The following is a 13,959-nucleotide window of genomic DNA, read 5'->3' as shown; positions in this document are numbered from 1 at the left end:
TGATGCCCCAGCTGATTTAGCTGAAGGTGAATACACGGTAACCGCCGAGGTAGATGACGGCCTAGGAAATATAGGTAGCGCGAGCGAAACCGGTATTATTGACACCACTATGCCAGCGATTGAAGTTGATACACTGAGCGTAACAAACGATACCACTCCAACGATCACTGGTACCGCGAACGCACCGCAAGGTAGTACCGTGACGGTTGAAATCACCGATAGCAATAACGTCACTCATACGGTTACAACTACGCTTGGGGCTAATGGCACCTGGAGTGTGGCCGCCTCACAAGTACTTGCTGAAGGCAGTTATACAGTAAGTGCAAGCGTAAGCGATGCCGCGGGTAACGCCGCGACTGCGTCAGGCGCAGGGGAAGTAGATACCATTGCCCCAACGCTTGAGTTAACCAGCCCAGGTTCAAGTAACGACATCACCCCAACCTTAAGCGGCACCAGTGATGCCCCTGAGGGCACAGTGATCACCTTTACTGTTACAGATGATTTAGGGGCCGAGCAAACCTTTACGACGACCGTGGATGCCAGCGGCAACTTCTCAGTCGAAGTGCCAAACGCATTGGCAGAAGGCCCTTACAGCATCGACGCGACTATTAGCGATGCAGCGGGTAACAGCAACGATATTACTGGCAGCGGTAATATTGATACCACCGCGCCAAGTGTGAGTGTGGATGCGCCAATACTCACTAACGACAGCACACCAACGGTTACAGGCACCAGTGATGCACCAAACAGCACCATCACTATTACCTTTACGGATGCGGCCAACGCAGTTCAAACCATTGATGTACAAACCGATATTAACGGTAACTGGAGTGCCACTCCAGCGACAGACTTAGCAGAAGGCAACTACAGTGTTAGCGCCAGCATTACCGATGCAGCGGGCAACACCGGCACAGGCAGTGATACAGGCGAAGTGGATGTAACGCCACCGGCGCTTGCCTTTACGCCGACCTTTGAGCTTGGTTTATTGGTTACCTTAAGTGGTACCTCCGACTTGCCAGCAGGCAGTGAAATCACCATTACCGAGCAACTGGTTGGCGGTGGCATTGGTGCTACCTACACCACCACAACTGATGCCGATGGTAATTGGTCTCTTATTGGCTTAGATATTTCATTACTGGATGTGGGCTCCGTGATCGCCACAGCCACTGATGCAGCGGGTAATACACGCACAATAAGCTCAGATGACTTTGATAACACACCACCCACGCTGACTGTTGAGGTTGATGCACAAAGCGATAGCAATACCCCTGTTATTAGCGGCACGAGCGATGCAGGCGAAGGCGCGCAAGTGACGATAGTGGTGACCTACAGCGATGGCAATCCACAAACCATCACCGCCCTTGTGGATGCAAACGGCGATTGGAGTGCGACACCAAGTACACCACTCAGCGAAGGGGAAAGCACGATTGAAGTGAGCGTACGCGATAGCGTAGGCAACGAAACCACCGTGAGTGAAACCACGACTATCGACACGCAAGCGCCAACGCTTACGATACAAAATGTAGGTGATGTAAACGACTTAACACCGACCTTGCAAGGCACCAGTAACGAAATTGGCGGCACGGTCACACTCACCGTCACCGACAGCGATGGCGCTGTACAAACCATTACCACCAATGTTGGCAGTGATGGCCACTGGGACATTGAGATCCCCAGTGCGCTCGCACAAGGTGACTTTACTGTCACCGCGAGTATTACCGACGCCGCAGGCAATGACACCACCGCAAACAGCAGCGGTAATGTAGATACCATCACCCCGATTGTGAGCGTGGATGCACTGGGCCTTGGCAATGACAGTACGCCAGTTATCAGCGGTACCTCAACAGAGCCTGAAGGCACGGTTGTAAACATTGTCATCACCGACAGTAACGGCGATGAAACACCCATTACCGCCACGGTCGATGCCAACGGCAACTGGCAAGCAACCAGCCCTGAATTACCAGAAGGCAGTTACAGTGTGCAAGCCAGCATTACCGATGCGGCAGGCAATACCGGAGGCGCCGTGCAAGCGGGCACCATTGATAGCCTCGCGCCAACACTTGTGCTTGATACTGTGGGCGCGACCAACGACAGCACCCCGACAATCAGCGGAAGCACCAATGCGCCAGCGGGCACAGTGATAAACATCAGCGTGAGCGATGGCACCACAACCGAAACCTTCACTGCCACGGTACAAGCTGATGGCAGCTGGTCAGCGGATGTGCCGAATGCCTTAAGCGATGGTGAGCTGACCATTGAAGCAAGCGTGAGCGATAACGCCGGTAACACCACCACATTAAGTGAAACCGCGACACTGAACACCACTGCGCCAAGCATTAGCATTAATGCCTTGGTGGATACCAACGACACCACGCCAACCATTAATGGGACAAGCGATGCAGCCGATGGCACCATCATTAGCTTAACGTTTGAAGACAGTGCAGGGAATATTACGACTGTTGATACGACCGTCACCGGTGGCGTATGGAGCGTTGATGCCCCAGCTGATTTAGCGCAAGGCGAATACACGGTCACCGCCGAAGTAGACGACGGCCTAGGAAATATAGGCAGCGCCACCGAGACAGGTCAGATAGACCTTACTGGCCCAAGCCTTGTTATTACCGACAATGGTGTGGGCAACGACACCACGCCAACGATTGCAGGCACAAGCGATGCACCGCAGGGAAGTGAAGTCACTATTGTTGTCACCGACAGCAACGGTGTAGCGCAAACCATGAGTGCCACCGTCCTTGCTAATGGTACGTGGTCAATTCCTGTACCGGTAGCACTTGCAGAAGGTGCATACACTATTAGCGCGAGTGTTGAAGATGTGGCAGGTAACAACACCACAGCTACAGGCACTGGTGAAATAGATACCATTGCACCGACACTTGAGTTAACCAGCCCAGGTTCAAGTAACGACGTCACCCCAACGTTAAGCGGTACCAGTGATGCCCCTGAGGGCACCGTGATCACCTTTACTGTTACAGATGATTTAGGGGCCGAGCAAACGTTCACCACCACAGTGGATGCTGATGGTAACTTCTCAGTGGAAGTACCGACAGCATTGGCTGAAGGGCCTTACAGCATCGACGCGACTATTAGCGATGCAGCGGGCAACAGCAACGATATTACTGGCAGCGGTAACATCGATACCACCGCGCCAAGTGTGAGCGTGGATGCGCCTGCACTCACTAACGACAGCACACCCACAGTGACGGGCACCAGTGATGCACCTAACAGCACCATCACGGTGACGTTTACTGACGCTGCGAATGCAGTTCAAACCATTGACGTACAAACGGATATTAATGGTAACTGGAGTGCCACACCAGCGACAGACTTAGCAGAAGGGAAGTACAGTGTTAGCGCCAGCATAACCGATGCAGCAGGCAATACCGGCACGGGCACAGACAGTGGCGAAGTGGATGTAACGCCTCCTACCTTAGAGATCATTCCTTCGTTCTTGCTGGGGAATTTGGTTTCTCTTTCAGGGGATTCTGATTTACCTGAAGGATCTGTAATTACCATCACTGAGTATTTAGTTAACGGCTTGGTAGGCGCGACTTACACAGCTACAACAAATGCTGATGGCACATGGGGGCTTGCGAATATTACAGTACCTCTACTTAACCTTGCCTATGTTACAGCGAGTGCAAGTGATGCAGCTGGTAACGTTGTTACTGTTAACTCGCTTGATTTTGATAACGAAGCACCTGCACTCACTGTGACTGTTGATGCCTTATCGAATGATGCTACGCCTGTAATTTCTGGTGTCACTGATATGGACGAGGGTACAGAGATAAAACTCACCGTTGTTGATAGTGCAGGGCAGAGTCAAGAATTTACGGCTATTGTTCAGGCAAATGGAGGTTGGTCTGTTGAAGTACCAACCGAGCTTTCGCAAGGTCAGTACACTGTAACTGCTGAGGTAAGAGACGATGTTGGTAATTTAACCACTGAGCAAGCACAAGGTGAAATAGACAGTATTGCACCAACCCTTAGTGTTAATCCTATTGATACTACAGCAGATACGACGCCAATTATTTCAGGCACCAGTGATGCAATTGGTGCTGATGTAATTATTAGTATTGATGGACAAACGTTCTTTGCAGTAGTTGGTGCAGAGGGTAACTGGCAAGTAGAAGTACCTACAGCACTTACTGATGGGAGCTATACAGCGCAAATAAATGTTGCCGATGAAGCTAATAACATCACTAACACAACAATAGATTTAACTATTGATACGCAAGTCCCAGTTGTAGTACTTGCTGATATCACAGTATTTAATACAGATACCCCAATTATAAGCGGCACATCAACAGAGCCTACTGGCACAAATGTAGATATCGTTATTACAGATAGTAATGGTGATACCCACACGCTATTAGCAACGGTTGATGCAAGTGGAAACTGGCAAGCTACGGCGCCGAGTTTACCTGATGGTAATTACGATGTTGTAGTAAGTATTACTGATGATGCTGGCAATACAGGCTCTGATTCTGCGTCAAGTTTTGTTGATACCCAAGCGCCTAATATTACTATTGATGCCTTAGGTACAATTAACAACAGTACGCCTACTATTTCAGGTACATCTAATGAGGTTGAAGGTACTACAATCAACGTGACAATTACTGATGGTGATAGCGTTGATACATATACAACAACTGTTGCTGCCAACGGAGGATGGAGCCTTGATGTAACGACCCCATTAACTGATGGACAAGTGACAGTTTCAGCAAGTATTACTGATACGGCAGGAAACACTTCCTCAGCAGAAGCTACTGCAACGCTTAATACTAATGCGCCTACTATTAATATAAACACCATTGTTGATACGAACGATCAAACCCCAACACTTTCGGGTACAAGCAGTGCGGCTGATGGCACTGAAATTACAGTAGTTATAACGGATATTAATAATGTTTCACACACAGTTACTACTAATGTGCTAAGCGGTGCTTGGAGTGTAAATGCGACAGATATACTTCCTGAGGGAGAGTTTAATGTTACTGCAAGTGTTACTGAAGATGGCTTAACAAGTAACGCTACGAGTAGTGGTGTTATCGATTTAACAGCACCAGCACTAAGCATCAATACGCTTATTACAGCCAACGATACAACCCCTACTATTTCGGGCACAACAACGGCACCGCAAGGCGCAATAGTTGTAATTTTAATTACTGATAGCTTAGGGGCTGAGCAAACAGTTAATGCCACAGTGGGAGCCAATGGCACTTGGTCAGTTGCTGCACCTAATGCGCTTAGTGAAGGGGGATTTAGTGTAAATGCATCAACAACAGATACCGCAGGCAACCCTGTAAGTACGAGTGCAACAGGTACGCTTGATATAACAGCACCAATAGTGACTATTAACGATATTGTTGGAAGTACCGATTTAACACCAAGTGTTTCAGGTACTGTTACTGGAGCAACAGTAGGTGATAGCGTTGTTGTTGTATTTATTGATGCACAAGGTAACGAGCACTTTGTAAACACAACCGTGCAAGCCGGTGGTACATGGACAGTAGAGGCCAGTAATAGCCTTTCACAAGGAGATTATTCTGTTGAGGTGTTTATTACCGATAATGCAGGAAATACTGGTGATGCACTTGTAAGCGCGACTATAGATACTATCGCACCAGAGATTAGTATTAATCAAAGCTCACTGGTACTAACACAAGACAGCACGCCTTTGATCTCGGGTACATCAAACGAGGCCAACGCCAATGTTATTGTTACCTTTACTGATTCTGCAGGAGCTTCTCATCAAATGACCGTTCAAACCGATGCTAATGGAGACTGGCAAGCGGCTGCTGATAATATTTTGGCTGACGGTGTTTACAGTGTAAGTGCAACTATTAGCGATGATGCAGGCAATACTTCTACCGACAGTAAAACGGGTGGCGAGGTTGATACAGTAGGACCAGAACTAACAATTGTGCCTTCGTTCTTATTAGGTCAGTTGATTTCTTTATCTGGTACATCCGATTTGGGCGAAGGTAAAACCGTTACGGTTACTCTAGAGCTTGCGGGTGATTTACTTGATTTAACATACGATGTAACCACAGATGCAAATGGTGATTGGGAGTTAGTGGGTTTAGCAGTGAACGTAGTAGGCTTATCGGTTGTTGAAGCTTCTGCAACTGACGATGCTGGTAATACAACTACTATAACTACGGCTGATGTAGATGCCTCAACCCCATTACTAAATGCGGTGGTTGACTTTGTAACTGGCGAGGGCGACTTACCAATAATTAGTGGGTCAACAGACCAAGCACCTGGTACTGAAGTATTAGTTGAAGTGATTGATAGCGATAACGTAGTGCAAGAACTCGTTGCAATAGTACAAGCCGATCAATCATGGGCTGTACAGGTGCCGCAGTCTCTTGCTGAAGGTGCATTTAGTGTAACTGTTAATGTGCTTAGTGAGGTTGGTATTACTGCAACCCAATTAATCACAGATGTTGTAGATACCATATCGCCAACATTGGTCTTAGATGTTATTGGGTCAACATCAGATTCATCGCCAATAATTCAAGGTACCAGTGATTTAATTAATGGTGTAGTAGAAATACAATTAGATGGCGGGACTGTACTAACGACTACTGTCGATGCTCTAGGGTTGTTCACACTACAACTAGATGCATTATCTGAAGGGCAACACGTTGCTAATGTGAGTATTACAGATGAGTCGGGCAACGTAGTAACACAAACGCTTGAGTTTGTTGTTGATACGCTAGTGCCTGTGGTAGACATTTTACCATTGAGCATTAGTAATACTGATATTCTAACAATTTCGGGTACATCTGAAGAAGCACCTGGTACAGATATTGACGTAACAGTGGTTGATAGTAACGGCAATGAAACAGTATTCGATGCGCTTGTAGGTAGCGATGGCACGTGGTCGTTATTAACAACTAGCTTACCTGATGGTATATATAGTGTATTCGCAGGCATTACTGATGCTGCAGGCAACGTAGGCCAGTCTGTTACTGAGCAAGTGACGATTGATACCATACCGCCATCGTTAGAAATAGACGCCTTTGGTGTACTTAATACGCTAACGCCAACTATTACAGGCACCAGTGACGAAGAGGCTGGTAGCTTAATTACGGTTAATATTACCGACTCTACAAGTACGCTTTATGAAGTTACCACAACGGTATTAGGGGATGGAACATGGCTTATTGTTACTCCGGCTCTAGCTGAAGGTGATTTAACCGTTGAGGCTATTAGTATTGATGATGCAGGAAATATAGCAACAGTGACACAAACGGGCACCGTTAGCACTACTTTACCGGGCCTATTAATCAACCCAATAATAGATACAAGCGATACAACCCCTACCATTAGCGGTACTACCGATGTGTTAAATGGTGATGTAGAAGTTGTAATAACCGATAGTAGTGGTACAGCAACTACTTACAACACACAGGCTATTGCGGGAGTGTGGACGTTAACACCTAGCGCTCCATTAGCTGAAGGCGCCTTTACAGTAGATGCTACAGTCGAAAACTTAGGACTTACCAGTTCTACAAGCCTAGGTGGTATTGTTGATTTAACCCCGCCAACAATTGAAGTTGACCAGTTATCCGTTACTAATAATCCACTACCAACTATTACTGGTACAAGTGATGCTCCAGCAGGTACAACGCTGAGCGTGGTTATTACAGATGCTAATAACGATTCACAAACTATTACTGCCCAAGTTGCAGGCAATGGTTCATGGACAGTAACAGCGACAACCGCACTGAGTGAAGGTAGCTTTAGTGCTACAGCATCAATAAGTGATACTGCGGGTAACTCTTCTAGCGATACTATGGTGTCAAGCACAGACTACACAGCGCCAACTGTCGTCATAGATCCAATATTGGTAGGGCAAGATACTACGCCTACTGTTACAGGGTCAGTTACGGGAAGCTTTGCAGGCGCGCTTGTAATCGTTATGTTTACTGATTCAGCGGGTGCTACTCACAATGTTCAAACAACAGTTGGACCTGATGGAACTTGGAGTGTGACCTCTACAGAAGTACTTCCTGAGGGTAATTACAGCGTAGATGTAAGCATTGCTGATAGCGCAGGTAATACAGGTACACAGTCAACCAATAGCGCAGTTGACTCAGGTATTACAATTGACTCGGGGTTAGAACTAACTGCAGAGCAAACACCTCTTGTTACGGGGACTGCGGGCGCTGGTGAAACTATATTAGTCACCTTTAGCGGCGCAACAACAGTCACTAAACAGGTAACTGCTAGCGGAACAGGTGCATGGAGTGCCTCACCGGATACAGATTTAGCGGATGGTGCTTATACTGTAACAGCGGTAGCAACTGATGCATCAGGAAATACAGCCTCAAGCGGTAGCCTCTCTGGATTGATTATAGATACCACGCCAATAGGCTTTGAGGTTACTGATTTTAGTTCAGGAGTATTAGGTCTTTTATTCCCATCAGTTGAAGGGACAACAGAGCCAGATACTGAAGTATACATTATTGGCTCTTCGTTATTGGGCGTTGACTTACTCGGTCTAGATTTAGATGTATTAGAACTTTCAAGTAGCTTTACTTCAGATAGCAATGGAGATTGGGGAGGAGTATTAAACTTAGCCAACCTAAACATTGGTGGAGGGGAGCAATACTATTTTGTTACTGTTGATGAAGCAGGAAACTACTTAATCAAAAATACGGATAATGTGATAGAACAGTCCGGAAATATGCATACCTCACAATCTAGCTCAGGTGCTGGCGACACTATGCCTGCGTCATTTAGCGAAGAGTCAGCATTGGGTGATACGCAAGGTGATGGAGTGTTAAATACTGAAACCATTAACTTAGCAAATGTTGGAACAATGGCAAGCGCGGCAGAGCAGGTGGTAGAGGTTAGTGAAACAGAGCCGTTAAGCATAAACGATGTAATAATTGACTCTGAAACAGAGCAGTTAGTCGCCTTAAACAACTTACTTGATGAAGAAGGCTCTGCGATTGCTTATAGCCCAGCGCAAAGCGGAGGAAGTATTGATGAAGCAACGCCAGCAGTTGATGTACAAAATCAGTCAGAGGAGATGATTAAGTACTTAATCGAAAATGGAAGTAACCAAACAGACATTTAAATAAATTGCCCATCTCAGTTTAGTATTGGGATGGGCTATAAAATGTACTTAATCTAATGTTTGGTAAAGCGATTTATTTATACCAACTATATTAAGTATGTGTTCTAAATTTTACGCCAAAAAAACAATTCAGTTCTAGGCGTAAATTGATGTAAATGGTTGTTCCCTTTTACGAAATTTACAACAAAGAAATGGGTTGTTTTAACAAGTAAAATAGATCAGCTATTTATTGGAGTTGGTATTACAGGTTCAAAGTGATTGTAAGTACGGAAGGTAGCAACTTCAGATTGGTTTATTATTCAAAGCGTAGCTTAATAAGCTATCTATACTTAAAAAGCCCTTATTGAAAATATTCAATAAGGGCTTTTTAACAAAATATGGCTATAAATAAAGTATGGTTAGGCTTTTAAGTTACGGACTAACTTGTTATCAGTATTCACTACGCTACCGCCTTGATCGTAAGTCATGCTGGTTGGTGCGCCAATTAAAATCTCTTTAAGTTGTTTAACACTTAAATGAGCTTGGCGGGCTGCATGTGAATTAACTTTATTTTGCTTTTGGCATTGTGCTAATTGTGACTTAACTTGGTCAACAAGCTCATTCACCTCAGTAGAATTCTCATCATTAGCGACAAAAAGTTTGTTTAACTCTTTATCGAGCTTAGTTAGCTTGGTTAAAAAAGGCATTTTTTGTTGGGCAAGCTCTTTTAAACCTTCACCTCTTCGAGACGCTATAACTGTAAGCTCTTCGTTTAACAGCGCATGTAATGAGTCTAAGCAATCTACTTGCTCATTTAATTTTACGCAAATTAAACCGTTATGATTAGCCATAAACGTTAAACTCAAAATCTGCTAAGTTTTTTGTTAGCTTTTCAGCATCAATTTGGTATTTACCTTCGGTAATTGCTTTTTTTAGTTCAGCTACTTTTTCACTGTCAAAACCAGGCGACTGTTGCGCTTTATCTTGCAATGTTTTTAATTGTTGTGCTTGTGGCGTCAAGCTTACAGAATCACTCGCAGCTTTTGGAGATTGCGACTGTGCAGCTTGTGTATTTGCATTATCTTTTTTTAAATCAACTTGTTGTTGCTTTGCGTTTGTAAGCGCATTTGTTTGTTGATTACTACCATTAACTTGACTGACCATAATAATAAACCTGTATATTACCCAACTGATGCCTAGTTATCGGCATATACGTAGGATACTTTAGTATAAATCTAAATTAAATGTTTACTTGAACAGACTCTACACCATCTACTCGAGCATTTAAAATTTTACCTGATTTTTTGTTTTTAATCTGAACCTGTTCGCCTAAAGTGCCATCTTCAAGGGCTATGCCCGTGGTTTTAATTCTAAGGCCTCTGAGGTTTGCGTAAATATTAACAGAATCTCCCTTACATACCATGCAAATTTGATTAAGTAGTACTGGCATACCACTTCTAATGTTTCGTTTGCTTCTGCTACCAATCAACATATCAGGGTTATCTAAGTATTGGACTCTCACAAAGTGCGAAGGCTTCATTTGTATACTTAAATGTGACTTAGTAATTACTTCACCACGAGCTAGGTTTGCATTCGCAACTACTACTGGGGCCATTTCGACAACTCTTACATGTACGTATTGCGCCCACGCTTGCTCATCTTGGCACTTAGCCTGAATAGTGACCTGCCTATTAAAAGGAGGCTCACTAGCAGACGTTAGCTCAAGAGGTGATTTACAGATGCGATCAGGTATGCGGCTATCAAGTGGTAGGGCACTTAATTGAGTTTTATCACTATCATTTGTGTTTATTTGCTTAGCTACGTAACTAACGGCCATCTCTTGTAATAAATCTTTGCTAAACACTTTTGCATGCAAAGGTGTTGCTAAGCAGAGGCTGGCAACAAAATAAAAAACACTGTATCTTCTGACTTTTTTTAACAAACTCATAATGTTTCGACTATGCTTATGGTTTCAAACAGGGTATAAATATTTTGCGTCAAAACTTAGACGCTCCCGCGATGTTATGTAGCTTTATAATTAGAAAGCAATTATCGTTCCGCATTATTTGTTTTCTTTAGGAGATTTGAATGGCAGGCATTTTAGACTCAGTAAACCAACGCACACAGTTGGTTGGGCAGAACCGCCTAGAATTACTTTTATTTAAGCTCAGAGGGCGTCAGCGTTTTGGTATTAACGTATTTAAAGTAAGAGAGGTATTACAATGTCCGCCTCTTACTAGTATGCCTAAATCAAATGCGTACATTCGTGGTGTAGCGCATATTCGTGGCCAAACTATTTCAGTTATAGATTTATCGATGGCTGTAGGTGGGCGTCCAATAGAAAATATTAAAGACAGTTTTATTATCATTGCGGAGTATAACCGCTCTGTTCAAGGGTTTTTAGTGGGTGGTGTAGAGCGAATAGTAAATATGAATTGGGAAAAAATAATGCCGCCTCCATCAGGAGCTGGGCGATATTCATATTTAACCGCTGTGACCGAAATCGAAAATGAATTAGTAGAAATTCTTGATGTAGAAAAAATTCTTAACGAAATTTGCCCAGTAAATACAGAAGTGAGCGCTGAAGTAGCTGCCGGTGGTGATATCCAAAAAGATTTAGGCGAGCGTATCGTATTTATTGCTGATGACTCTGCCGTTGCTCGTAATCAAGTAAAGCGTGCTCTTGAACCACTAGGTGTACAAACTGAGCTTGCTAAAAATGGTAAAGAAGCACTAATCAGACTTAAAGAAATAGCCGAGCTTGATTGTAAAAACGATATTACAGAAAGAGTAGGTTTATTAATATCAGATGTTGAAATGCCTGAAATGGACGGCTATACATTAACTGCAGAAATAAAAGCAGATCCAAAATTAGCGCCATTGCACGTTATTTTACACACATCTTTAAGTGGTGTATTTAACCAAGCAATGATCGAAAAAGTAGGCGCAGATGATTTTATTGCTAAATTTAACCCTGATGAATTAGCTACAGCGGTTAAAAAATGGGTTCATAGTGACGAATAATTATAGGTGTTATTAATTTGAATAATAAAGATTTGCAGCAAAGTGAATACGATCAGTTCCGTTCGTTTTTAGAGCAGCAATGTGGCATTGTTTTAGGTGAAAACAAGCAGTATTTAGTTAAAAGCCGACTTGCTCCATTAATGGCTCGATTTAATGTGGAATCTTTATCGCAACTAGTCAGTAAAACACTTGGGCCACATGAGCGGCAATTAAGAGCCGCAGTTGTTGATGCAATGACCACAAACGAAACGTTATGGTTTAGAGATCAATACCCATTTGAGCTTTTACAAAATAGATTATTCCCTGAATTTAAGGAGTTAAGGAGGCCATTAAAAATTTGGTCTGCGGCAAGCTCATCAGGGCAAGAGCCATACTCTATTGCTATGTCTGTTGCGGAGTTTCAGGCAAAGCAGCCTGGAGTACTGCGCATGGGAGCGCAAATTACCGGTACTGATATATCTAATACCATGCTCGATATGTGTAAAAATGCAGAGTACGATTCACTTGCGTTAGCAAGAGGGTTGTCTGCAGAGCGTCGCAAAAAGTTCTTCAAAGATAGTGGCAATGGTATGGCTCAAGTTAACGATTCGGTAAAAAAACAAGTTAACTTTAGGCACTTAAACCTACTTGATTCTTATGCACTTATGGGTAAGTTTGATATTATTTTTTGTCGAAATGTACTTATTTATTTTGCACCAGAAGTAAAAGCAAAAATTATTAGTCAATTTGCTCAAGCTTTAAATCCTAAAGGGTATCTATTTTTAGGTGCTTCGGAGTCGATGACGGGCTTAAGTAATGAATTTGATATGGTACGTTGCAACCCTGGTATCATATACCAAAAGAAATAATTAAGTTAATTCCTTCCTTTTTAACGACGCTATTTGCGTCGTTTTTCATTTAAAAACATAGCTCTATAAAAATCACACAACTTCTAAGATTAATGGCTTATTTTTTGCTTTAACCATAGGTAAGTCAATTTTTTGGAGAAAGGTTATGGCTATCAGTTTTGATAAAGCTTTGGGTGTGCATCCGCAAGCCATGTTGATCCGTTCACAGCGAGCAGAGTTACTTGCCACTAATATAGCGAACGCTGATACGCCTGGCTATAAAGCAAAAGATATCGATTTTGCCTCAGCATTAAAAGCGGCAAGGTCAACCCAACAAAGCGGCAATTCAATGGTTACAACAGATGCAAATCACATTGCCGGTGGTACTAGAAGTGTAGGTGGTTCTGAATTATTTCGTATGCCAAATCAAACAGATACAGGTGATGGTAACTCGGTTGATATACAGGTGGAACGAAACTTGTATACACAGAATGCGATGGAGTATCAGGCCAGCTTGCAATTTTTAAGCGGCAGATTTAAAGGTCTGAACAAAGCCCTCGGTAGTCAAGGATAAAAATTATGAGTTTATATAATGTATTTGATATTTCAGCTAGTGGTATGAGCGCACAAAATGTTCGCTTAAATACTACCGCAAGTAATATCTCTAATGCTAATACGATTAGTTCATCTCAAGACCAAACTTACCGAGCGCGCCAGCCTGTATTTGCAGCAGAACTGACTAAAGCGTCAGCATCGGCTAGTAATCCTCAGGGCTCCGCTGTTGGTGTTAAAGTTTTGGGAATTGTTGAAAGTGACAAGCCATTACAGATTGAATATAACCCAAATCACCCGAGCGCGGATGAAAACGGCTATATCTATAAACCCAACGTTAATGTTGTTGAGGAGATGGCAAATATGATCTCAGCCTCTCGCTCTTATCAAACAAACGTGCAAGTTGCAGATGCAGCTAAGCAAATGTTAAGCAAAACGCTGTTACTTGGGCAGCGATAACCGAGG

At 43.6% G+C, this 13,959-nt stretch carries 8 protein-coding genes; 5 read left to right on the top strand and 3 right to left on the bottom strand.

The genetic code is table 11. The features are described from left to right. Positions 1–109 precede the first annotated feature (109 nt). Positions 110–9,112, top strand: coding sequence for an Ig-like domain-containing protein (locus tag CWC11_RS02950; RefSeq protein ID WP_212748079.1), 9,003 nt, complete (start codon positions 110–112; stop codon positions 9,110–9,112). Between the two features lie 398 nt (positions 9,113–9,510). Here CWC11_RS02950 and flgN read toward each other — a convergent pair whose 3' ends face one another. The 3 genes from flgN to flgA form a co-directional block, all read right to left on the bottom strand. After that, the gene (gene flgN / locus CWC11_RS02945) at positions 9,511–9,942 is read right to left on the bottom strand and encodes a flagellar protein FlgN (RefSeq protein ID WP_138681484.1); all 432 of its coding nucleotides are present in this window, start codon (positions 9,940–9,942) and stop codon (positions 9,511–9,513) included. Continuing rightward, positions 9,935–10,255 carry a flagellar biosynthesis anti-sigma factor FlgM gene (gene flgM, locus CWC11_RS02940; RefSeq protein WP_058548582.1) on the bottom strand — a complete coding sequence of 107 codons (321 nt, stop codon included), beginning with the start codon at positions 10,253–10,255 and terminating at the stop codon, positions 9,935–9,937. The genes flgN and flgM overlap by 8 nt, the downstream gene beginning before the upstream one ends. Before the next feature lie 76 nt (positions 10,256–10,331). Beyond that, the gene (flgA, locus tag CWC11_RS02935; protein ID WP_138681483.1) at positions 10,332–11,039 is read right to left on the bottom strand and encodes a flagellar basal body P-ring formation chaperone FlgA; all 708 of its coding nucleotides are present in this window, start codon (positions 11,037–11,039) and stop codon (positions 10,332–10,334) included. Positions 11,040–11,179: 140 nt separating this feature from the next. Between flgA and CWC11_RS02930 the strand changes: the two genes are divergently transcribed. From CWC11_RS02930 to flgC, 4 genes are all read left to right on the top strand, one after another. Then, positions 11,180–12,115, top strand: coding sequence for a chemotaxis protein (locus CWC11_RS02930; RefSeq protein ID WP_058548580.1), 936 nt, complete (start codon positions 11,180–11,182; stop codon positions 12,113–12,115). Between the two features lie 17 nt (positions 12,116–12,132). Continuing rightward, positions 12,133–12,963 (top strand): CheR family methyltransferase, encoded by an 831-nt coding sequence (locus tag CWC11_RS02925; RefSeq protein ID WP_138681482.1) that lies wholly within the window; start codon positions 12,133–12,135, stop codon positions 12,961–12,963. Positions 12,964–13,108: 145 nt separating this feature from the next. Continuing rightward, the gene (gene flgB, locus CWC11_RS02920; RefSeq protein ID WP_058548578.1) at positions 13,109–13,516 is read left to right on the top strand and encodes a flagellar basal body rod protein FlgB; all 408 of its coding nucleotides are present in this window, start codon (positions 13,109–13,111) and stop codon (positions 13,514–13,516) included. 5 nt (positions 13,517–13,521) lie between these two features. Further along, positions 13,522–13,953, top strand: coding sequence for a flagellar basal body rod protein FlgC (gene flgC, locus CWC11_RS02915; protein ID WP_058548577.1), 432 nt, complete (start codon positions 13,522–13,524; stop codon positions 13,951–13,953). The last annotated feature ends 6 nt before the right edge of the window (positions 13,954–13,959 follow it).

The sequence above is a fragment of the Pseudoalteromonas sp. S3178 genome (assembly GCF_005886985.1).
Lineage (GTDB): Bacteria > Pseudomonadota > Gammaproteobacteria > Enterobacterales > Alteromonadaceae > Pseudoalteromonas > Pseudoalteromonas carrageenovora.
This window is presented reverse-complemented; position numbering and strand designations above follow the sequence as displayed.

Excerpts from the sequence above, each read along its gene's own strand:
- CWC11_RS02950 (WP_212748079.1), top strand. The coding sequence starts at position 110 with ATGCCAGCGATTGAAGTTGATACACTGAGCGTAACAAACGATACCACT.
- flgN (WP_138681484.1), bottom strand. The coding sequence starts at position 9,942 with ATGGCTAATCATAACGGTTTAATTTGCGTAAAATTAAATGAGCAAGTA.
- flgM (WP_058548582.1), bottom strand. The coding sequence starts at position 10,255 with ATGGTCAGTCAAGTTAATGGTAGTAATCAACAAACAAATGCGCTTACA.
- flgA (WP_138681483.1), bottom strand. The coding sequence starts at position 11,039 with ATGAGTTTGTTAAAAAAAGTCAGAAGATACAGTGTTTTTTATTTTGTT.
- CWC11_RS02930 (WP_058548580.1), top strand. The coding sequence starts at position 11,180 with ATGGCAGGCATTTTAGACTCAGTAAACCAACGCACACAGTTGGTTGGG.
- flgB (WP_058548578.1), top strand. The coding sequence starts at position 13,109 with ATGGCTATCAGTTTTGATAAAGCTTTGGGTGTGCATCCGCAAGCCATG.
- flgC (WP_058548577.1), top strand. The coding sequence starts at position 13,522 with ATGAGTTTATATAATGTATTTGATATTTCAGCTAGTGGTATGAGCGCA.